This window comes from Paenirhodobacter hankyongi (assembly GCF_003664585.1).
GTDB lineage: Bacteria > Pseudomonadota > Alphaproteobacteria > Rhodobacterales > Rhodobacteraceae > Rhodobacter > Rhodobacter hankyongi.
Map to the genome: position 1 here is coordinate 60,175 of NZ_RCHI01000015.1, position 19,810 is coordinate 79,984.

Here is a 19,810-nt window from a genome sequence, read left to right on the forward strand (position 1 = left end):
CGCCTGCTCCGGGCGCCGGGGTCAATGGCTGAAATGTCGCAAGAGCCACAAAAGCACCACGCCGGCGGCGATCGCGGCAAGGCCAAGCTGCCGCCGTCGCTCGCGCCCCATTGCGGCAAGCAGGGCCAGCACCTCCTCGATACGGGAAGGGGCCAGCGCAAGCGCCAGCCCCTCGATCACCAGGACGAGCGCGAGGCCCGTCAGAAGCATCGCCATCACTGACCCGCGGTGGGCGCGGGGCTCTCGCCCGTCGGCACCGCCTCGACCGGACCCAGGCTTTTGACGAAGCGGTCATAGTCGAAGTAGAGGCTCGAGGGTTCGGTCACCAGAGACGAGGTGCCGGGCTTCAGGCTTTCCGCATAGAACTGCAGCGAGCGGGTGAAGGCGAAGAAGGACGGGTCCTTGCCATAGGCCTCGGCATAGATCGCGTTGCGCGCGGCATCGGCCTCGCCGCGGATGATCTCGGCCTGCTTGCGCGCCTCCGAGGTCAGCTCGATCACGGTGCGGTCGGCCGCCGCCCGCACGCGCTGTGCCGCCTCGCCGCCGCGCGCCCGCTCGTCCGCCGCCTCGCGCTCGCGCTCGGCCCGCATCCGGGCATAGGTCGCGGCCAGGTTCTGGTCGGGCAGGTCGGTACGGGTCAGCCGCACGTCGATCACGTCGACGCCAAGCGCCGCAGCTTCGCGCCGGGCGATGTCGCGGATCTGGTTCATCATCGCGGTGCGGTCGTCCGACAGCACCGCGGTCGAGGGAACCGAGCCCATGACCTCGCGGATGGCGTTGTTCAGGATGCCGTCAAGCCGGCTCTTGGCGAAGGTCTCGCCGCCGGTCGACACCGCCTCGCGGAACTTCACCGCGTTGGTGATGCGCCAGCGCGCGAAGGCGTCGACCACCAGACGGCGATCGTCGAGCGGCGTCACCTCGAGCGGCTGGGTCATCAGGCTGAGGATGCGGTCGTCATACTTCACCACCTGCTGGATCAGCGGGATCTTGAGACCCAGGCCGGGCTCGGTGCGCACCGTCTTCACCTCGCCGAACTGCAGCACCAGTGCCTTTTCGCGCTCGTCCACCGTGTAGACCGAGGACAGGCCGAGGGCGATCGCGATCACCCCCACCGGGATCAGGAATTGCGCGCGCATCAGTTGGCCCCCCCGTTCGTCGCAGGCGTGGTCTTGCGAAGCTGGTCAAGCGGCAGATAGGGCTGGACGCCCGACTGCCCGTCGACCACCACCTTGTCGACATCGCCAAGGATGCGGCCCATCGTTTCGTAGAACATCCGTCGCTTCGTCACCTCGGGCGCCTTGCGGTATTCCTCGTAGACCGAGAGGAAGCGTGCCGCCTCGCCCTGCGAGTCGTTCACCACCTGGGCACGATAGGCCTCGGCCTGCTCCTGCAGCTGCGCGGCCTGACCGCGGGCACCGGCGGTCGCCTTGTTCGAATAGGCATCCGCCTCCTTCTCGAGCTTGTCGCGCTCCTGTTGCGCGGCCTGCACGTCGCGGAAGCTGTCGATGACCTCCTTCGGCGGATCGGCGCGGTTGAAGTTCACCCGCACGATGTTGATGCCCACGTCATAGCTGTCGAGCGTCGCCTGCACCGCCGCGCGCAGATCGACCCCGATCGCGCCGCGGTCGCGGTTCAGGATCGGCGCGAGTTCCGAACGCGCAATGATGTCGCGCATCGCGGATTCCGAGACGGCGCGGATCGTGTCTTCGGGATCGGCGAGGTTGAACAGGTATTTCGTCGGGTCCGAGATGTTCCAGACCACCTGGAACTCGATGTCGACGATGTTCTGGTCGCGGGTCAGCATCAGACCGGAATCCATCGAACCGCCGCGCCCGGTGCCCAGTTCCGTGGTGCGTTCGTCGGTGACCGGGATCACCTCGGCCGTCACCACCGGCCAGGGCGCGAAATTGAGCCCCGGGTTGCCGGTCGCGTAATACTTGCCGAACATCAGCTCGATCGAGCGCTCGTTCTGCTGCACCGTGTAGAACGACCCCCAGGCCCAGAGTGCCGCCGCGGCCAGCGCCACGAGGCCGATCGTGCCGCCGGTCATCGCCGGCCCCCTGGGTAGCCCGCCGCCCGGCCGTCCGCCGCCCGAGCCGCCACGCCCGCCCATCAGCACCTTCAGGTGTTCCGAGCCTTTCTTCATGAGATCTTCGATCTCGGGGATCGCGGGCGGCTCGCCTGGCCGCCGCTGTCCGGGCCGTCGATTGTCGTCGCGGTCGTCGCCGTTGCCGCCGCCCGTCCCCCAGGGACCTCCGTTGCTCATTTTCCCTCGCCTTTCATTGTTGTCCCGTCCGAGGTGGGGACTGATTGGTCGATGTCAAGCGTGCCGGACGGGCTTGCGCATCGTCACCAGCTCTTCCGCCATCGTCGGGTGCACCGCGCAGGTCGCGTCGAACTGCTCCTTGGTGGCGCCCATCTTCATCGCGATCGCCGCCAGCTGGATCATCTCGCCCGCCTCCGGTGCGACGATATGACAGCCCAGCACCCGCCGCGTCGCCTTCGACACGACGAGCTTCATCAGCACCTTCTCGTCGCCGCCGGCAAAGGCCGAGCGCATCGGGCGGAAGGCCGAGACATAGACCTCGACCGGCTCGATCTCGCGCGCCGCTTCCTCGCTCAGGCCGCAGGTGCCGAACTCGGGCCGGGTGAAGACGGCCGAGGCGACAAGCTCGTGGTCGGCCTGGCGCGGCGTGGCGCCGAAGACGGTGTCGGCAAAGGCGTGGCCCTCGCGGATCGCGACCGGGGTCAGGGCGATGCGGTCGGTGACGTCGCCCACGGCATAGATCGAGGGCACGTTGGTCTGCGACCAGGCATCGACCGTCACGGCGCCGTTCGGGGCGAGCGTCACGCCCGCCTCGGTCAGACCCAGCCCCGCGGTGTTCGGCACCCGGCCGGTGGCGTAAAGCACGGCGTCGAAGGTCTCGCTGCGGCCGTCGCCGGCGGTGACGACAAGCCCCGCCTCGGTCTTCTTGATGTGCTGCACCACAAGGCCGGTGTGGATCGCGATGCCGCGCGCCGCCATCTTCTCGACGATCAGGTCGCGGCATTCGGCGTCGAAGCCGCGCAGCAGCGGCGAGCGGTTCCACAGCGTCACGCCGGTGCCCAGCCCCTCGAGGATGCAGGCGAATTCGCAGGCGATATAGCCGCCGCCGACGATCAGGATGCGCTTCGGCAGCGCCTCCATCTTGAAGATCTCGTTGGAGGTCATCACGTGTTCGCGGCCGTCGAATTCGGGCACGAAGGGGGTGCCGCCGGTGGCGATCAGGATGTGCTTGGCGCTGACCACCTGGCCATCTGCAAGGCGCACCTCGTGGGGCGAGGCGACGGTGGCGCGCTGATCGAAGACGGTGACGCCGGCGCCCGACTGGCCGCGGCGATAGATCGCCTCGAGACGGTCGAGCTCGGCATCGAGCCTGGCGCGGAAGCCGGTCCAGTCGAAGGCGCCGAGCTCGGCCTGCCAGCCATAGGCGCGCGCCTCTTCCACCGCCGTCGGCATCGACGAGGCAAAGACCATCAGCTTCTTCGGCACGCACCCGCGGATCACGCAGGTGCCGCCCATCCGGTATTCCTCGGCAAGCGCCACCTTCGCGCCATGCTCGGCCGCCGCAATGCGCGCGGCGCGCACCCCGCCCGAACCGCCGCCGATCACGAAGAGGTCGTAGTCGAAGCTCATCTGTCGCCCTTCCGTTTCCTGCCGCATCGCGGCACCGTTGCACAGGACTTAGCGGCGCGGGCCCCGCGGGGCAAGCCGCGGGGTGCGGATTGGCGTCGGGAGCTGTCTGCCGGAACGAAAACGGCCCGGCGTCATGCGCCGGGCCGGGATCGCTCTTCGGGGTCTCTCAGGCGCGGTGCCTCAGTCGAGGTCGGAGAAGATGTTGGCCTCGTCGGCGAAGTCGATGCGCTCATGCGCCACCGTGCCCTCGTTGATGTCGCGGATCTCGACCTTGCCATCGGCGCCGCCGATGATGACGCGGTCGCAGATGTCGATGAACAGGCCGTTCTCGACCACGCCCGGGATCTGGTTCAGCACCAGGCTCAGCTGGCGGGCGTTGGCGATGCGGTTCAGGTGCAGGTCGACGATGTAATTGCCCTCGTCGGTGACGAAGGGCTGCGTGCCGTTCAGCCGCAGCGTGGTCTGCCGGCCCAGCACCTCCATCGAGATCAGCATCTCCTCGATCAGCGCGCGGGTGGTCTGCCAGCCGAAGGGCACCACCTCGACCGGCAGCGGGAAGGCGCCAAGGGCCGCCACTTCCTTCGCCGCATCGGCGATGACGATCATCTGGTCCGAGGCGGTGGCGACGATCTTCTCCTGAAGCAGGGCACCGCCGCCGCCCTTGATCAGGTTGAGCTGGGCGTCGAACTCGTCCGCGCCATCGATCGTCAGATCGAGCCATTTCGCCTCGTCGAGGCCGATCACCTCGATCCCCACCTGGCGCGCCAGATCGGCGGTGCGCGACGAGGTCGGCACGCCGGTGATCCTGAGCCCGTCCTCGCGCACCATCTCGCCCAGACAGCGCACCATCCAGGCCGCGGTCGAGCCGGTGCCGAGGCCGACCTTCATCCCGTCCTCGACATAGTCGACGGCACGGCGGGCGGCGGCGAATTTGGCCTTGTCGATCGGGGAGAGTTCGGCGGGCATGGGCGGGTCTCCTGAAAGCGTCTCGGCCCGCTTATAGACAAGCGCCCCCGCCTGCGCGAGGGCGAATCGTCCCGCCGGCGCGGGCACAGCGCCTTTGCGACGCAAAGTGTCGCTTTCCCGCTGTCCGCCGCGCCCACCCGTGGCAGGATGCGCCGAACAGGGAGACCGGGCGATGTTTCTGAGCGTTTTCGATATCTTCAAGGTCGGGGTCGGGCCGTCCTCCTCGCACACGATGGGGCCGATGGTGGCGGGGGCGCGGTTTCTGGCCCGGCTGCGCGCCTCGCCCTTCGAGGCGCGGGGGCTGCGCGCGCGGCTCTACGGCTCGCTTGCCTTCACCGGCAAGGGGCACGCCACCGACCGCGCCACGATCCTCGGCCTTGCCGGGTTCGAACCCGAAAGCTACGCGGCCGACGCCGCCGAGGCGGCCCTGGCCGCGAACCGCGCGACGCATCTGCTGACCCCGCCGGGCCTTGCGCCGCTGGTCTTCGATCCCGAGCGCGATCTGGTCTTCGACTTCGGCCCGGCGCTTTCGGGCCACGCGAACGGCATGGTGATCGAGGCGCTCGACGCCGAGGGCGATGTGCTGCTGCAGGAGACCTATTATTCGATCGGGGGCGGCTTCGTGCGCACCGCGGCCGAGCTTGCCGCCGTCGACGCGAAGACCCTCGCCGAGCCGTCGCCCGTGCCCTTTCCCTTCCGCACCGCCGAGGAGATGCTGGCGATGGCGCGCGCCTCGGGGCTGACGATCGCGCAGATGAAGCGGCGCAACGAGCGGCGCTTTCGTGACGAGGCGGCGATCGAGGCGGGGCTCGGGCGGATCTGGTCGGTGATGGCCGAGTGCCTCGCGCGCGGGCTGGCGAGCGAGGGGATCCTGCCGGGCGGGCTGAAGGTGAAACGGCGCGCGAAGGCGATCCACGAGGCGCTGCTCGCCGAGCGCGGCCTGAACCTTGCCCCGCCGCATACGGTGAACGACTGGATCTCGTGCTACGCGATGGCGGTGAACGAGGAGAACGCCGCGGGCGGTCAGGTGGTCACGGCGCCGACGAACGGCGCGGCGGGCGTGGTGCCGGCGGTGATCCGCTACTGGCTCGACCATGTGCCGGGCGCCACCGCGGCGCGGGTGGGCGAGTTCCTCCTCACCGCCGCGGCCGTGGGTGGGCTGATCAAGACCAATGCCTCGATCTCGGGAGCCGAATGCGGCTGCCAGGCCGAGGTCGGCTCGGCCGCCGCGATGGCCGCGGCGGGGCTCGCCGCGGTTCTGGGCGGGTCCCCCGAGCAGATCGAGAACGCCGCCGAGATCGCGCTCGAACATCATCTGGGCATGACATGCGATCCGGTGAAGGGGCTGGTGCAGGTGCCCTGCATCGAACGGAACGGCCTTGGCGCGATCAAGGCGATCTCGGCCGCGAGCCTGGCGCTGCGTGGCGACGGCACGCATCTGGTGCCGCTTGATGCCGCGATCGAGACGATGCGCCAGACCGGCCGCGACATGCACGAGCATTACAAGGAGACAAGTCTCGGCGGGCTGGCGGTGAACGTGCCGAACTGCTGAGCGGGGCGCGGGTGGCTGCCGGGGCAGGGGGCTTTGCCCTCACCCCCGGGGACCTTTGAGGCGATTGGAAGCAGAAGACCCTTCGCGCTTTCTCCTTGCCGGAAATACCTCGGGGGTGAATTGGCGCAGCCAAGAGGGGGCAGCGCCCCCTCCCTTTCTCACAGAAGGATCGGTTCCATCACCTCGGGCTCGATCACCTCGGCCTTCGGCAACCCGGCCTTCAGCGCCGCGGCGGTCTGCTCGAGCAGCGGGAAGGTGCGGTAGTGGCAGGGGATCACGGTGCGGAAGTCGAAGTATTTCCGCGCGGCCCAGGCGGCGGCCTTCATGTCCATGGTGAAATGGCCGCCGGCGCAGAGGATGCCGATGTCGGGGCGGTGGTAGTCCGCCATCCATTCCATGTCGGCCATGATCGTGGTGTCGCCCGAGACATAAACGACATGGCCCTCGCCCGCGATCATGTAGCCCGACTCGGTGCCGGCATAGACCGGCCCCTGCGGCCCGGACAGCGACGAGGAATGCGAGGCGGGCACCATCGTCACATGCGCGCCGCCCAGGTTGACCGTGCCGCCCTTGTTGAAGCCGATGCCCTCGATCCCCTCGCGTTCCTGCCACCAGGCGACGGTGTCGTAGATCCCGACGACGGGGATGTTCAGCTCCTTCGCAATCGCCAGCGTGTCGGCCGAATGATCGCCGTGGCCGTGGGTGAGCAGGATATGCGTCGCCCCGGCGATCGCCTCGGCGCGGCGGGCGGCGGGGAACATCGGGTTGCCGGTGATCCAGGGGTCGATCAGGATCACCGCCTTCTCGATCTCCATGCGGAAGCCGGAATGGCCAAGCCAGGTCAGTTTCATCGGGACACCTCCATCGGTTCCGCCCGAGTCTAGCGCGCCCGGCGGCGAAGGGAAGCCACGCTTGCAGCCCGGGCGCATGGGCGCTAAACCCGGGCCAAGACAATCGGAGAGTTTCATGTCCATCGACATCGATACCGCCCGCAAGGTGGCGCATCTGGCGCGCATTGCCGTGGCCGAGGAAAACCTGCCCAAGCTCGCGCAGGATCTGAGCGGCATCCTGACCTTCATGGAACAGCTGAACGAGGTCGACGTCGAGGGCATCGAGCCGATGACCTCGGTCACGCCGATGCGGCTCAAGCGCCGCGAGGACGTGGTCACCGACGGTGGCTATGCCGAGAAGATCCTGAAAAACGCCCCCGATGCCCGCGAGGGCTTCTTTGCCGTGCCGAAGGTGGTCGAATGAGCCTGAACCAGCTGACGATTTCCGCCGCCCGCGACGCGCTGCGCAAGGGCGAGGTCACCTCGGTCGAGATCACCGAAAGCTGCCTTGCCGCGATCGACGGCGCCGATGCTCTGAACGCCTGGTGCGCCAAGACCCCCGAGATCGCGCTGGCGCAGGCGAAGGCCGCGGATGCGCGGATCAAGGCGGGCGATGCGCCCGGCATGTGCGGCATTCCGCTGGGCATCAAGGATCTCTTCTGCACCAGGGGCGTCGCCACCCAGGCCGCCTCGCGCATTCTCGCGGGCTTCAAGCCCGAGTATGAATCGACCGTCACCCAGAACCTGTGGGATGCCGGCGCGGTGATGCTGGGCAAGGTGTCGATGGACGAGTTCGCCATGGGCTCCTCGACCGAGACCGCCTGCTATGGCCCCGCGGTGAACCCCTGGAAGATCGACGACCGGCAGCTGACGCCGGGCGGCTCCTCGGGCGGGTCGGCCGCGGCCGTTGCCGCCGATCTGTGCCTTGCCGCGACCGGCACCGACACCGGCGGCTCGATCCGCCAGCCGGCCGCCTTCACCGGCATCGTCGGCATCAAGCCGACCTATGGCCGCGTGAGCCGCTGGGGCGTCGTCGCCTTCGCCTCGAGCCTCGATCAGGCCGGGCCGATGACCAAGACCGTGCGCGATGCGGCGATCATGCTGCAGGCGATGGCTTCGGTCGACCCGAAGGATTCGACCTCGGCCGAGATCCCGGTGCCCGATTTCGAGGCGGCGCTGACCGGCGACATCCGCGGCAAGAAGATCGGCATTCCGCGCGAATACCGGATCGAGGGCATGCCCGAGGAGATCGGCAAGCTCTGGGACGAGGGCACCGCGATGCTGCGCGACGCGGGCGCCGAGATCGTCGATATCTCGCTGCCGCACACGAAATACGCGCTGCCCGCCTATTACGTGATCGCCCCGGCCGAGGCCTCGTCGAACCTCGCGCGCTATGACGGTGTGCGCTATGGCTATCGCGCCAAGCTCGGTGCCGGCGACGGCATCGTCGAGATGTACGAGAAGACCCGCGCCGAGGGCTTCGGCCCCGAGGTGCAACGCCGCATCATGATCGGCACCTATGTGCTGTCAGCGGGCTTCTACGACGCCTATTACAACCGCGCCCGCCGGGTCCGCGCGCTGATCAAGCGCGACTTCGAGCAGGTCTTCGCGGCCGGTGTCGACGCAATCCTGACGCCGGCAACGCCGTCCTCGGCCTTTGGGCTCGGCGAGATGGCCGATGCCTCGCCGGTCGAGATGTATCTCAACGACGTCTTCACCGTGACGGTGAACCTGGCCGGCCTGCCGGGGATCTCGGTGCCGGTCGGACTCGACGCCAAGGGGCTGCCGATGGGGCTGCAACTGATCGGCCGGCCCTGGGGCGAGGGCGATCTGCTCAATCATGCTCTTGTCTTGGAGCGCGCGGCAGGGTTCACTCACAAACCGTCGAAGTGGTGGTAAGAGGAGAGACCGATGCGCAAGGCGCCGCTGCTCGTTCTGGCCGGAATGCTGCTGGCGGGCTGCCAGCCCGATGTGCCGAATTCGGCAGGCGGGGTCGGTTTCGGCACCTATGAAGACTATCTGCACCAGCGCGAGAGCCAGCTGAAGGGCTCGGGCGCGCAGGCGTCGTCTGCCACGCCGGCGGATGGCGGCTATGGCGCCTCGGGCTATGGTGCGACGCCGGTGACCTCGGCCGCCGGCATGGCGGCGCAGGGGGCGACCGGCGCCGATGCGACCGCGACCGGCGGCACCGGCTCGATCGGGGCGGACACGCTGGCCGCCCTGCGCGCCACCGCGCCCGCGGGCGACAGCGGCCCGGCCGAGAGCTCGGCGCCGGCCGCCGCCACCGGCGGCGTCGGCGCCCCGCTCAACGCGATGTCGCAGGCCGCGGTGCCGACGACGGGGGGCGCCGGCCCGAACCTGGCCGCCTATGCGCTCTCGGCGACCAATGCGCCCGGTCAGTCGGTCTGGCCGCGCGGCGGGATCCGGTTGAGCTCGTCGGAAAAGGCCTGTGCGAAATACATCTCGCCCGATCTGGCGCAGATGGCCTTCCTGAAGAAGGGCGGGCCGCAGAAGGACCCGCTCAACCTCGACCCGGATGGCGACGGCTTTGCCTGCGGCTGGGATCCGCGCCCGTTCCAGGCGGCGCGGCAGTAGCCCCGTGTTGCCCTCGCCCAATTTCGGCGAGCGGCGCGGGGGGGCGCGCCCCGAGCTGATCGTGATCCATTACACCGGCATGCAAAGCTGTGCTGCGGCGCGCGCGCGGCTGTGCGATCCGGCGGCCGAGGTCTCGGCGCATTGGCTGGTGGCCGAGGACGGCGGGGCCGAGGCGCTGGTGCCCGAGGCGGCGCGCGCCTGGCACGCGGGCGTCGGCAGCTGGCAGGGGCGCGACGACGTCAATTCCCGCTCGATCGGGATCGAGCTGGCCAATCCCGGCGACCGGCCCTTCCCCGAGCCGCAGATGGCGGCGCTCGAGACGCTTCTCGGCGCCATCATGGCCCGCTGGGGGATCGGCCCCGAGGCGGTGATCGGCCATTCCGACATGGCCCCCGACCGCAAGATCGACCCCGGCCCGCGCTTCGACTGGCGCCGCCTTGCGCGCGGCGGGCTGGCGGTCTGGCCCGCCCCCGTCCCGCAGATTGCGCCCTCGCACGAGGCCTTCACCGCGCTCGCCCGCGCCTTCGGCTATCCCGAGGCGCCGCCCGCGGTGCTGCTTGCGGCCTTCCGGCTGCGCTTCCGGCCGCGCCACGACGGGCCGCTCGATGGCATCGACATGGCGCTTGTGGCCGATCTCGCCGCGCGCTTCGGCGCGGATGGCGGCAGCTGGCGCAGCGCCTGAGGCAGGGGGCGCTGCCCCCTCGGCCTTCGGCCTCACCCCCGAGGTCTTTCCGGCAAGGAGAAAGCCCGGGGTCTGTCTCTTCCAATTGCCCGAATTATCCCGGGGGTGAATTGGCCGCAGGCCAAGAGGGGGCAGCGCCCCCTTCGCACCGGCTTGACGCGCGCGCGCGGGCAGCCTATGCCGCCCGAGCGCGGATGGCCGGATGACCGCGGCGCCCCATAGCTCCGTTTCGCGGACAGCTGGGGGGCCGAGGAAAGTCCGGACTCCATGAAGCAACGGTGCCGGGTAACGCCCGGCGGGGGCAACCCCAGGGAAAGCGCCACAGAGAAGAGACCGCCGCAGTCCGCTGCGGCAAGGGTGAAACGGTGGGGTAAGAGCCCACCGCGGGACTGGCAACAGGACCGGCACGGCAAGCCCCACCGGGAGCAACGCCGAATAGGGATCGCGCGCCGCGCGCCCCGGCAACGGGGCCCGGCAGGGGAGCTTCGCCCCGAGCGGTCCGGGTTGGCGGCTTGAGGCTGCGCGCGAGCGCAGACCCAGAGGAATGGTCATCCAGGGGGCAACCCCGGACAGAATCCGGCTTACAGGCCATCCGCGCAAATTTCCGCTCTCCCCCTTGATCGGCCCGGCCCGGGGCCCGACCTTCTGGAGGGACCCCGCCCCGAGGCGAGAAAACCATTGGCGTCCGGCCGCTTCCGGCGCAGCATGGGCGCAATCAGGAGAGGAGAGGACGAATGAGCTTCGTGAAAACTCTGGCGACGCTGGCCGTGGGCTTTGCCGCGGCGCGCGGCGTCGACACCTTCCGCAAGATGGGCGGCGTCGCGGGCATGAAGGAGGCGCTGCGCGGTGCTGCCGAGCCCGGCGGTGTGGCCGACAAGATGGGCGAATTCGCCGAGAAGATGGGCGTGCCCGGCGGCGGCCAGGCGATGCGCGACCTTGTCTCGAAGATGAGCGCGCAGGCGGTCTCGACCACCGAGGCGACCGAGGCCGGGCTCGACAGCCTGCTCGGCGCGATGAGCGCGGCCGCGGCGAGCGGAGCGAAGGGCGTGGGCGACATGCTGCAGGCGGTGAGTGCCGCCACCCCGGCGCATGCGCTGATGGAAGAGAACGCCAAGCTGATGATCCGCGCGATGATCCAGGCGGCGAAGGCCGATGGCGAGATCGACGCCGAGGAGCGGGCGAAGATCATGGATCATCTGGGCGATGCCTCGGACGAGGAGCTTGCCTTCGTCAATGCCGCGCTCGATGCGCCGGTCGACGTCGCCGCGCTCGCCTCCGAGGTCGGGGCGCACGCCAAGGCGCAGGTCTATTCCGCTGCGCTGATGGCGATCACCGTCGACACGCCGGCCGAGAAGCAATTCATCGCGAATCTCGCCGCGGCGCTCGGGCTCGAGGCGTCGAAGGTGCTGGAAATCCACAACACGATGGGCAAGCCCGCGCCGTGAGGGCGAATATTTTGCGTCCCCGCCGCTTTGCCTGTTGACTCCCGGGGGCGCCTCGGTAAAAGGCAGGCCTCAAAGGAATTCGCGGGCGCGGTCGGTTCAGGACGGCTCCCGACTGCAGGAGAACGAAAATGGCGAAGCCGACGACGATCAAGATCCGTCTGAACTCGACGGCGGGCACCGGGCACTTCTACGTGACCAAGAAGAATGCCCGCACCATGACCGAAAAGATGACCGTGAACAAATACGATCCGGTCGTCCGCAAGCATGTCGAGTACAAGGAAGGCAAGATCAAGTAAGATCTTCCCGACCTGCCCTATCGGAAAGCCGCGCCCCGTGCGCGGCTTTTTCCGTTTCAGCCCACCAGTGCCGCGAGCAGGACGAGCGCGGCGAAAACTGCTGCGGCCGCGACCCAGAGCGTGGCCGGCGGCAGGGCTGCTTGCATCGGGGCCACCGGGACGGGCAGCAGGCGCGGGTCCGGCGGCGGGGGCTCGGCGCGCGGACGTGCGCCCCGAGGTTCTGCGCGGGGCGTGGGGGCGCCGGCCGGGGGCGGGAGGGGCTGCGCCGCCTCGTTGCGAAGATCGCTCTGTGGCGCCGCTCCGGGCTGCGGGAAGGCGGGGTGTTCCTCGCTGCGTGCCGCCGGGGAGGCGGCCGGCCGTCCGGGCGCGGGGGGCTCGGCCGCCATCTGCGCGATCAGCATCTGCGCGACGAGCGTCTGTGCCGGCGGTGCGGGCGCGGGCAGGGGGGCGGGCTGCGCCGGCGGCGCGGCGGTGGTCTCGCCCCCGCTCAGGGCGGGGCGCAGCGGCTCATGGCCCGCGGCAGGCGGTTCGTCAGGGGGCGGGGCGGTTGCGGGCAGCGGCAGAGCCGCGGAGAAACCGGCCGGTGGCGGCTGTGGCGGGCCGGAGCCAGCGGGGGTGGGGCTGTTGGATGTGCCCGGCTGTGCCGCCCCTTCGGGCAGCGGCAGGCGGGGCAGGGCGGGCAGGAGCGACGGGGGAATCATCGGCGGGCTCGCGGGAACGGGCCCCTATCCTGCGCCCCGGCCCTTGCCGGGAGGTTAAGAAAATACCCGATTTAAAAAATCAGGTTTACAAAGCAGACAAAACAAGTCAGCTATTGGCCGACCGCGCCGCCTGCCGGCCGAGACGACACGAAAGGACCTTGCGATGAAACCGACCCTGATGGCGCTGGCCACCACGGCCCTTGTTCCCGTTCTTGCCGCTCCGGCGCTGGCTGGCGCGCCGACCGAGGCGGCGGTGATCTCGACCTATGCCGATCTGGCCGAGGCGGGCTATGCCGACAGCCTCGCGACCGCGCAGGGGCTGCAAAAGGCCGTCGACGCGCTGATCGCGGCGCCCTCCGAGGCGACGCTGGCCGCGGCCAAGGCTGCCTGGGTCGCGGCGCGCGTGCCCTATCAGCAGACCGAGGCCTTCCGCTTCGGCAACCCGATCGTCGACGACTGGGAGGGCAAGGTGAACGCCTGGCCGCTCGACGAGGGGCTGATCGACTATGTCGACCCCGACTCGGCGGCGGTGAACGAGGAGAACGACCTCGCCCTTGCCAATGTCATCGCCAATCCGAAGCTGACGATCGGCGGCGCCGAGGTCGACGCGACCGAGATCACCCCGGCGCTGCTCGAGACCCTGCACGAGGCCGAGGGGATCGAGGCGAATGTGGCGACCGGCTATCACGCCATCGAGTTCCTGCTCTGGGGGCAGGACCTGAACGGCACCGGCCCCGGCGCGGGCGCGCGGCCCTATACCGACTACCTGCAGGGCGACGGCTGCACCCATGGCAATTGCGACCGCCGCGGCGCCTATCTGAAGGCCGCGACCGCGCTTCTGGTGAGTGACCTGACCGAGATGGCGGGGAACTGGACTGCGGATGGCGAGGCGCGCAAGGTGCTCGAGGCCGACCCGGCCAAGGGCATCTCGGCGATCCTGACCGGGCTTGGCTCGCTCTCCTATGGCGAGCTCGCGGGCGAGCGGATCAAGCTCGGCCTGATGCTGCACGATCCCGAGGAAGAGCATGACTGCTTCTCGGACATGACCCATCTGAGCCACTATTACGACGGCATCGGCATCCGCAACGTCTATACCGGCCATTACGTGCGGGTCGACGGCGCGGTGGTCTCGGGCCCCTCGGTGAGCGATCTCGTCAAGGCGAAGGACGCGGGCGTCGATACCCAGCTGCGTGCCGATCTCGACGCGACGGTCGGCAAGCTGACCGAGATGAAGGCCGCGGCCGAGGGTGGCATGGCCTTCGACCAGATGCTTGCCATGGGCAATGACAAGGGCGCGGCGCTCATCACCGGCGTCGTCGAGGCGCTGGTCACCCAGACCCGCGAGATCGAGCGTGCGGTGGCGGTGCTCGGCACCTCGATCTCGGTCGAGGGCTCGGACAGCCTCGACAACCCCTCGGCGGTCTTCCAGTGAGGTCCGGGGCCTCGGCCCCGTCGCGATGATCCGTCTGCCCGTCCTTCTGACCAGCCTTGCCCTCGCCGCGCCTGCCGTGGCGGGGGATCTGGCGTCGGCCTATGGCCCGGACGCGGCGCGCGTCGCCGCGGTGGTGGCGCCGGCTGCCGACTTCGCCGCGCCCGAGCCCTTCGAGGCGCGCCCGCTGGGCGCCGCCACCGCGATCGGCCGCGCGCCCGGGGCCTTGCTGCCCAATCTCTCGCCCGAGGCGCGGATGCAGGCGACGCTGGGCGAGGCGGTCTTCGAAAAGCTCTGGGTGCCGGCGCCGACGGCGACGCGGGCCTCGGACGGGCTTGGCCCGCTTTACAACGCGCGCGCCTGCGCGGGCTGTCACGAGACGGGCGGGCGCGGCCGTGCGCCGGTGCTGAAGCTCGGCCGGCCCGGTGCGGAAGGGGGCGGGGTGGCGCCCGGCATCGCCGGCTGGCATCCCGTTGCCCCGGATCCCGGCCTTGGCCGGCAGCTGCAGGATTTCGCTGTCACCGGGCTTGCGGCCGAGGGCCAGCTGGCGATCGACTGGCATGCGGTCGAGCTGCCGCTCTCGGGCGGCGAGGTCGCGCATCTGCGCCGCCCGGTGCCGCGCGTCACCCCGGCGCTCGCCCCCGCCACGCGCACATCGCTGCGGATGCCGCCGGCGCTTTACGGGCTGGGCCTGATCGAGGCGATCCCCGAGGCCGCGATCCGGGCGGGCGCCGACCCCGACGACGCCGACGGCGACGGCATCTCTGGCCGGGTGGCCGAGGTGCCCTCGGCGTCCGCAGGCGGTGTGCGGCTCGGGCGCTATGGCCACAAGGCGGGGGCCGCAACGCTTGCCGACATGGTGGCCGGCGCGTTCTCGACCGACATGGGGCTGTCGACCACGCTTGTCCCCGACCCCTGGGGCGATTGCACCGCGGCGCAGACGGCCTGCCGTGCGCTGCCCTCGGGCGAGGATGCGGGGCTGCGCGACGGGCGCGAAGTGGGCGGCGAGGCGCTGACCGCGGTTGCCGATTACGTCGCGGCCCTTGCGCTGCCCGGGCGCAGGGATGTCGCCGCGCCCGAGGTTCTGGCCGGCAAGGCGGTCTTCGCCGCCGCGGGCTGCCCGGCCTGCCACCGGCCGAAATTCGTCACCGTCCGCACCGCCGCCGACCCCGCCCGCAGCTTTCAGCTGATCTGGCCATTTTCGGATTTCCTGCTCCATGACATGGGGCCGGATCTGGCCGCGACCCTGCCCGAGGGCGTGGCCACCGGCGCAGAGTGGCGCACCGCGCCGCTTTGGGGGATCGGCACCACCGGGCGCACCAGCTTCCTGCACGATGGCCGCGCCCGCTCGCCCCTCGAGGCGGTGTTGTGGCATGGTGGGGAAGCCGCTGCCGCGCAGGCGCGCGTGGTGGCGATGCCGCCCGCCGACCGCGCCGCCCTGATCCTCTATCTGGAGAGCCTCTGATGCGCCGCACTGCCCTTTCCCTTGTCCTTGCCCCGGCGGCTGTCGCGCTGGCCCTTGCGGCGCCCGCACGTGCCGATGTGCCCGAGACCGTCGCCAAGGTGATCCTGCCGGGCTATGCGGGCTTTGCCCGCGCGACGCAGGACCTCGCCACCACGGCGGCGACCGATTGCACGCCCGAGGCACTGCGCGCGCCCTGGAACGCCGCCTTCGACGCCTGGCTGGGCGTGCAGCATGTCCACATCGGCCCGGCCGAGGAAGACGGCCGCGCGCTTGCCATCGCATTCTGGCCCGATCCGAAGAACATCGGCGGCCGGCAGACCGAGGCGATGCTGCAAGGCGCCGACCCGGCGCTGGTCACCCCCGAGGGGGCGGCGCAGCTCTCGGTCGCGGCGCGCGGGCTCTTCGGGCTCGAGCGGCTGCTTTATGGCCCCGCTTCTGACACCAATCCCGCCTATGCCTGCGATCTGCGCCGGGCGCTAGCCACCGACCTTGCCCGCATGGCGCAGACGATCGAGGCGGGCTGGAAGGATGGCTTTGCCGAAACCGTGCTGAGCGCGGGCGCCCCGGGCAACACCACCTATCTGAGCGCGGCCGAGGCGCGGCAGGCGCTCTTCACCCAGCTGATCGCCGGGCTCGAATTCAACGCCGACACCCGCATCGGCCGGCCGCTGGGCAGCTTTGACCACCCGCGCCCCGAACGCGCCGAGGCCCGCGCCTCGGGCCGCTCGCTGCGCGATGTGGCGCTGTCGCTGAAGGCGCTGCGGGCCTATGCCGGGGCGCTGGTGCAGGGCCTCGGTCCGATCCCAGCTACCGAGGCGGCCTTCGACCGCGCCGAGACGCTGGCGGCGAAGCTGGACGATTCGGTCTTCGCGGGCGTCGCCGATCCCGGCAGGCGGCTGAAGGTCGAGATCCTGCAACAGGCGATCAAGGCCACGCGCGAGACGGCCGAGACCGAGATCGGCGCGCTTCTTGGGGTGCGCTCGGGCTTCAACTCCGCCGATGGCGACTGAGAAGGGACATCCGATGAAACGCCGCGCTTTCCTTGCCTCGCTGGCTGCCGCGACCGCCGTGCCGCGGCTGAGCTGGGCCGATGCGGGCAGCCCTGCCTATCTGGCCGCCGCGCAGGAGCCCTCGGGCGCGCATGCGCTCTATGGTCTGTCGGCCACCGGCGCGCGGCTCTTCTCGCAGCCGATGCCGGCGCGCGGGCATGCCGCGACCGCCCATCCGACCCGGCCCGAGGCCGTGGCCTTCGCCCGCCGCCCGGGCACCTTCGCGCTGGTGATCGATTGCGTCACCGGCGCCACCACGGCGCGGCTGACCCCGCCCGAGGGCCGGCAGTTCAACGGCCACGGCGCCTATTCGCTCGATGGCGCGGTGCTCTACACGTCCGAAGTGGTGGCCGAGGGCTCGGCCGGCCGGATCGGGATCTGGGACGCAGCGCGCGGCTACAGGCGGGTGGGCGAGTTCGCCTCGAACGGCATCGGCCCGCACGAGATCCGCCGCCTGCCGGGCTCGGACGATCTGGTGATCGCGAACGGCGGGATCGAGACCGATCCTTCGGACCGCACGCCGCTGAACCTCGACCGCATGCGCCCGAACCTGAGCTATCTCAGCCCAGAGGGCGCGGTGCTCGAGGTCGTCGAGCTGCCCGAGATGGCGCAGAACTCGATCCGCCATCTGGCGCTGAAATCGGACGGGCTCGTCGCCTTCGCCATGCAATGGCAGGGCGATCTGGCCGAGCCGGTGCCGCTTCTGGGCCTGCACCGGCGCGGCGGGGCGGTGGTGCTGGCCGAACCGAAGGACAGCGAGATGTTCGCGATGAAGGGCTATGCCGGCTCGGTCGCCTTTGCGCCGGGCGGTGGCGAGGTGGCGATCACCTCGCCCCGTGGCGGCCGGATCGAGGCCTATTCGGTCGAGGGCGCACCGCTGTGGTCGGTGGCGCGCGCCGATGTCTGCGGCCTTGGCCCCTGCGCCGCGGGCGGCTTTGTCGCGACGGACGGGCAGGGGGCGGTGATGCGGGTGCAGGCGGGCGTGCTCGAGCCGCTCGGCACCGCGCCGCTCGCCTGGGACAACCACCTGATCGCGCTGTAAACCTCAGTAGCCGCGGGCGCGGTCGACGCGGTGCAGGAAGGGCTCGCCCGCCTCGCCGCGGCGGAGGTTCTCGGCGATCACCTTCGCGGCCGAGGCCGGGCGGGTTTCGGCCGCGACATGGGGGCTGACCGTCACCCGCGGGTGGCGCCAATAGGGGTGATCGGCGGGCAGCGGCTCGGTGCGGAAGACATCGAGCGTCGCCTGCGCCACCTGACCCGCATCCAGCGCCGCCAGAAGCGCCTCGTCGTCGATCAGGTTGCCCCGGCCCGGGTTCAGGATCACCGCGCCACGCGGCAGCAGGGCGAGCGTGCGGGCATTCAGCAGACCCGTCGTCTCGGGCGTGTTCGGCAGGATCGTCACCAGGATCTCGGCGCGGGCCAGCGCGGCCTCGAGCCCCTCGGCGCCGCTGAGACAGGTCGCCCCGTCGATCGCCTTCGGCGAGCGGCTCCAGCCCGTCACCCGGAAGCCGAGCGTGACCAGCATCCGCACCGCCGCCGCCCCAAGCGCGCCAAGGCCCAGCACCACGACCGAGCGCTCGGGCGCGAGCGGCGGCGCCACCTGCTCCCAATGCGGCTCATGCCGGCCGATGAAACGGTCAAGCCCGAGATGGGCGCGCAGCACCTGTCCCGCCACCCATTCGACCATGCCGCGTTCGAGCCCCTCGTCGACCATCCGGCACAGGGGCTGGGTCAGCGTCGGGTTGCCCACCACCCGCTCGACCCCGGCCCAGAGGCCAAGGACGGCCTTCGCCCGGGTGTAGGGGGAGAAGTCGGTGACCGGGCCGGAGGGGGCATAGACGATGTACTCGACCGCCTCGGGCGCCACATCGCCCGGCCGCACCAGATCGACCGCCAGTCCCGCCTCGGCAAAGGCCTTGGCCAGCGCCGGCATCCAGACATCGGCCGTCGCGACGGCCCCGGCATAAAGCGCAACGACCATCAGCGCGGCCGGTGCACGTTGGCGCTTTGGACAAGGCCAAAGGCGCTGAGCAGGATCATCATCTGTGTTCCCCCGTAGCTGACGAGCGGCAAGGGCACGCCGACGACCGGCATCAGCCCCATCACCATCGCCATGTTGATCGCGAAGAAGAAGAAGAAGGTGCCGGCAACGCCCAGTGTCAGCAGGCTCGAGAACCGGTCCTTGTTGATCAGCGCGGAATAGATGCTGAAACCGATGATCGCGGCATAGAGCATCAAGAGGCCGAAGGCGCCGACGAAGCCGAACTCCTCGGCCAGCGTGGTGAAGATGAAGTCGGTGTGCTTCTCGGGCAGGAAGTTCAGCCGCGACTGCGTGCCCTGCATGAAGCCGCGTCCCGCCCATCCGCCCGAGCCGAGCGCGATCTGTGCCTGGGTGATGTTGTAGCCCGCGCCGAGCGGGTCCTCGGTCGGGTCAAGGAAGGTGTCGATGCGCTTGAACTGATAGTCGTGCAGCAGCTGCCAGTCGGTGCCACGGCTTTCGAGCACGCCGAAGACGAGGGCGACGACGAGGGCGATCACCGTGCCGAAATACCACAGGCTGACGCCGGCCGCGAACATCACGAAGCCGCCGCCCAGCACCAGCATCACCGCGGTGCCGAGGTCGGGCTGTTCGAGCACGAGCCCGACCGGGGCAAGGATGATCACCACCGGCACCAGCACCCAAAGCGGGCGCGACACCTTTTCGACCGGCAGCCAGTCGTAATAGGCGGCGAGCAGCATCACCATGGCGATCTTCATCAGCTCGGAGGGTTGCAGCCGGATCGGGCCAAGCTCCAGCCAGCGCTGTGCGCCCATGCCGATCGCGCCGAAGAGGTCGACCGCGACGAGCAGCAGCAGCGCGACCAGATAGGCGACGCCCGAGATGTTGCGCCAGAACCAGATCGGCGTGAATCCGACCACCAGCATGGCAAGCATCCCGAAGGCGAAGCGCTTCATCTGTGGCTCGGCCCAGGTGGTCAGGTCGCCGCCGGCGACGGAATAGAGCATCAGGAAGCCCGCGCAGGACACCGCGGTCAGCAGGATGATCAGCGGATAGTTCAGGTAAAGCACCTTGCGCAGCCCGGTGGGCACGGTCTTCAGATTGCTTTCGAGATAGCTCATGGCG

Annotated in this window: 19 protein-coding genes and 1 other RNA gene; 12 read left to right on the forward strand and 8 right to left on the reverse strand. The window is 70.1% G+C overall.

The window, feature by feature from the left end:
* Positions 1–21: 21 nt before the first annotated feature.
* The 5 genes from DYS74_RS14395 to rpiA form a co-directional block, all read right to left on the reverse strand.
* Positions 22–216, reverse strand: coding sequence for a DUF2065 domain-containing protein (locus tag DYS74_RS14395; RefSeq protein WP_121534385.1), 195 nt, complete (start codon positions 214–216; stop codon positions 22–24).
* Positions 216–1,136 carry a protease modulator HflC gene (hflC, locus tag DYS74_RS14400; RefSeq protein ID WP_121534386.1) on the reverse strand — a complete coding sequence of 307 codons (921 nt, stop codon included), beginning with the start codon at positions 1,134–1,136 and terminating at the stop codon, positions 216–218. The genes DYS74_RS14395 and hflC overlap by 1 nt, the downstream gene beginning before the upstream one ends.
* Positions 1,136–2,266 (reverse strand): FtsH protease activity modulator HflK, encoded by a 1,131-nt coding sequence (gene hflK, locus DYS74_RS14405; RefSeq protein WP_121534387.1) that lies wholly within the window; start codon positions 2,264–2,266, stop codon positions 1,136–1,138. The genes hflC and hflK overlap by 1 nt, the downstream gene beginning before the upstream one ends.
* Positions 2,267–2,320: 54 nt before the next feature.
* Positions 2,321–3,676 (reverse strand): glutathione-disulfide reductase, encoded by a 1,356-nt coding sequence (gene gorA / locus DYS74_RS14410; protein WP_121534388.1) that lies wholly within the window; start codon positions 3,674–3,676, stop codon positions 2,321–2,323.
* 180 nt (positions 3,677–3,856) lie between these two features.
* Positions 3,857–4,642: a ribose-5-phosphate isomerase RpiA gene (gene rpiA, locus DYS74_RS14415; RefSeq protein ID WP_121534389.1), complete on the reverse strand. Its 786-nt coding sequence runs from the start codon at positions 4,640–4,642 to the stop codon at positions 3,857–3,859.
* A 172-nt stretch (positions 4,643–4,814) separates the two neighbouring features.
* Here rpiA and DYS74_RS14420 point away from each other — a divergent pair, with 172 nt between their 5' ends.
* Positions 4,815–6,194: an L-serine ammonia-lyase gene (locus DYS74_RS14420; RefSeq protein WP_121534390.1), complete on the forward strand. Its 1,380-nt coding sequence runs from the start codon at positions 4,815–4,817 to the stop codon at positions 6,192–6,194.
* 158 nt (positions 6,195–6,352) lie between these two features.
* On the opposite strand, the gene DYS74_RS14425 is transcribed toward DYS74_RS14420, so the two are convergent.
* Positions 6,353–7,045 (reverse strand): metal-dependent hydrolase, encoded by a 693-nt coding sequence (locus DYS74_RS14425; RefSeq protein ID WP_121534391.1) that lies wholly within the window; start codon positions 7,043–7,045, stop codon positions 6,353–6,355.
* Between the two features lie 115 nt (positions 7,046–7,160).
* Here DYS74_RS14425 and gatC point away from each other — a divergent pair, with 115 nt between their 5' ends.
* From gatC to DYS74_RS14485, 11 genes are all read left to right on the forward strand, one after another.
* A complete protein-coding gene (gene gatC, locus DYS74_RS14430) occupies positions 7,161–7,448 on the forward strand; it encodes an Asp-tRNA(Asn)/Glu-tRNA(Gln) amidotransferase subunit GatC (RefSeq protein WP_121534392.1) in 288 nt (95 codons plus the stop codon).
* Positions 7,445–8,923 carry an Asp-tRNA(Asn)/Glu-tRNA(Gln) amidotransferase subunit GatA gene (gene gatA / locus DYS74_RS14435; protein WP_121534393.1) on the forward strand — a complete coding sequence of 493 codons (1,479 nt, stop codon included), beginning with the start codon at positions 7,445–7,447 and terminating at the stop codon, positions 8,921–8,923. Before gatC ends, gatA begins: the two co-directional genes overlap by 4 nt.
* 12 nt (positions 8,924–8,935) lie before the next feature.
* Positions 8,936–9,619: a hypothetical protein gene (locus DYS74_RS14440; RefSeq protein WP_121534394.1), complete on the forward strand. Its 684-nt coding sequence runs from the start codon at positions 8,936–8,938 to the stop codon at positions 9,617–9,619.
* Between the two features lie 4 nt (positions 9,620–9,623).
* Positions 9,624–10,301 carry an N-acetylmuramoyl-L-alanine amidase gene (locus DYS74_RS14445; RefSeq protein ID WP_121534395.1) on the forward strand — a complete coding sequence of 226 codons (678 nt, stop codon included), beginning with the start codon at positions 9,624–9,626 and terminating at the stop codon, positions 10,299–10,301.
* A gap of 190 nt (positions 10,302–10,491) precedes the next feature.
* Positions 10,492–10,901: RNase P RNA component class A (gene rnpB / locus DYS74_RS14450), an RNA gene on the forward strand.
* A gap of 134 nt (positions 10,902–11,035) precedes the next feature.
* The gene (locus tag DYS74_RS14455; RefSeq protein ID WP_121534396.1) at positions 11,036–11,746 is read left to right on the forward strand and encodes a DUF533 domain-containing protein; all 711 of its coding nucleotides are present in this window, start codon (positions 11,036–11,038) and stop codon (positions 11,744–11,746) included.
* 128 nt (positions 11,747–11,874) lie between these two features.
* Complete coding sequence (gene rpmG, locus DYS74_RS14460) at positions 11,875–12,042, forward strand: 50S ribosomal protein L33 (RefSeq protein WP_011750518.1); 168 nt, start codon at positions 11,875–11,877, stop codon at positions 12,040–12,042.
* Positions 12,043–12,906: 864 nt separating this feature from the next.
* Positions 12,907–14,175, forward strand: coding sequence for an imelysin family protein (locus tag DYS74_RS14470; protein WP_121534398.1), 1,269 nt, complete (start codon positions 12,907–12,909; stop codon positions 14,173–14,175).
* Between the two features lie 25 nt (positions 14,176–14,200).
* Positions 14,201–15,637, forward strand: a complete 1,437-nt coding sequence (locus DYS74_RS14475; RefSeq protein ID WP_121534399.1) for a di-heme oxidoredictase family protein — start codon at positions 14,201–14,203, stop codon at positions 15,635–15,637.
* Positions 15,637–16,647 carry an imelysin family protein gene (locus DYS74_RS14480; RefSeq protein WP_121534400.1) on the forward strand — a complete coding sequence of 337 codons (1,011 nt, stop codon included), beginning with the start codon at positions 15,637–15,639 and terminating at the stop codon, positions 16,645–16,647. The genes DYS74_RS14475 and DYS74_RS14480 overlap by 1 nt, the downstream gene beginning before the upstream one ends.
* Positions 16,648–16,660: 13 nt before the next feature.
* Complete coding sequence (locus DYS74_RS14485; protein ID WP_121534401.1) at positions 16,661–17,728, forward strand: DUF1513 domain-containing protein; 1,068 nt, start codon at positions 16,661–16,663, stop codon at positions 17,726–17,728.
* Between the two features lie 3 nt (positions 17,729–17,731).
* On the opposite strand, the gene DYS74_RS14490 is transcribed toward DYS74_RS14485, so the two are convergent.
* Together DYS74_RS14490 and rodA are read right to left on the reverse strand one after the other, a co-directional pair.
* Positions 17,732–18,667 carry a 2-hydroxyacid dehydrogenase gene (locus DYS74_RS14490; RefSeq protein ID WP_121534402.1) on the reverse strand — a complete coding sequence of 312 codons (936 nt, stop codon included), beginning with the start codon at positions 18,665–18,667 and terminating at the stop codon, positions 17,732–17,734.
* Positions 18,667–19,806: a rod shape-determining protein RodA gene (gene rodA / locus DYS74_RS14495; RefSeq protein ID WP_121534403.1), complete on the reverse strand. Its 1,140-nt coding sequence runs from the start codon at positions 19,804–19,806 to the stop codon at positions 18,667–18,669. The genes DYS74_RS14490 and rodA overlap by 1 nt, the downstream gene beginning before the upstream one ends.
* Between the last annotated feature and the right edge of the window lie 4 nt (positions 19,807–19,810).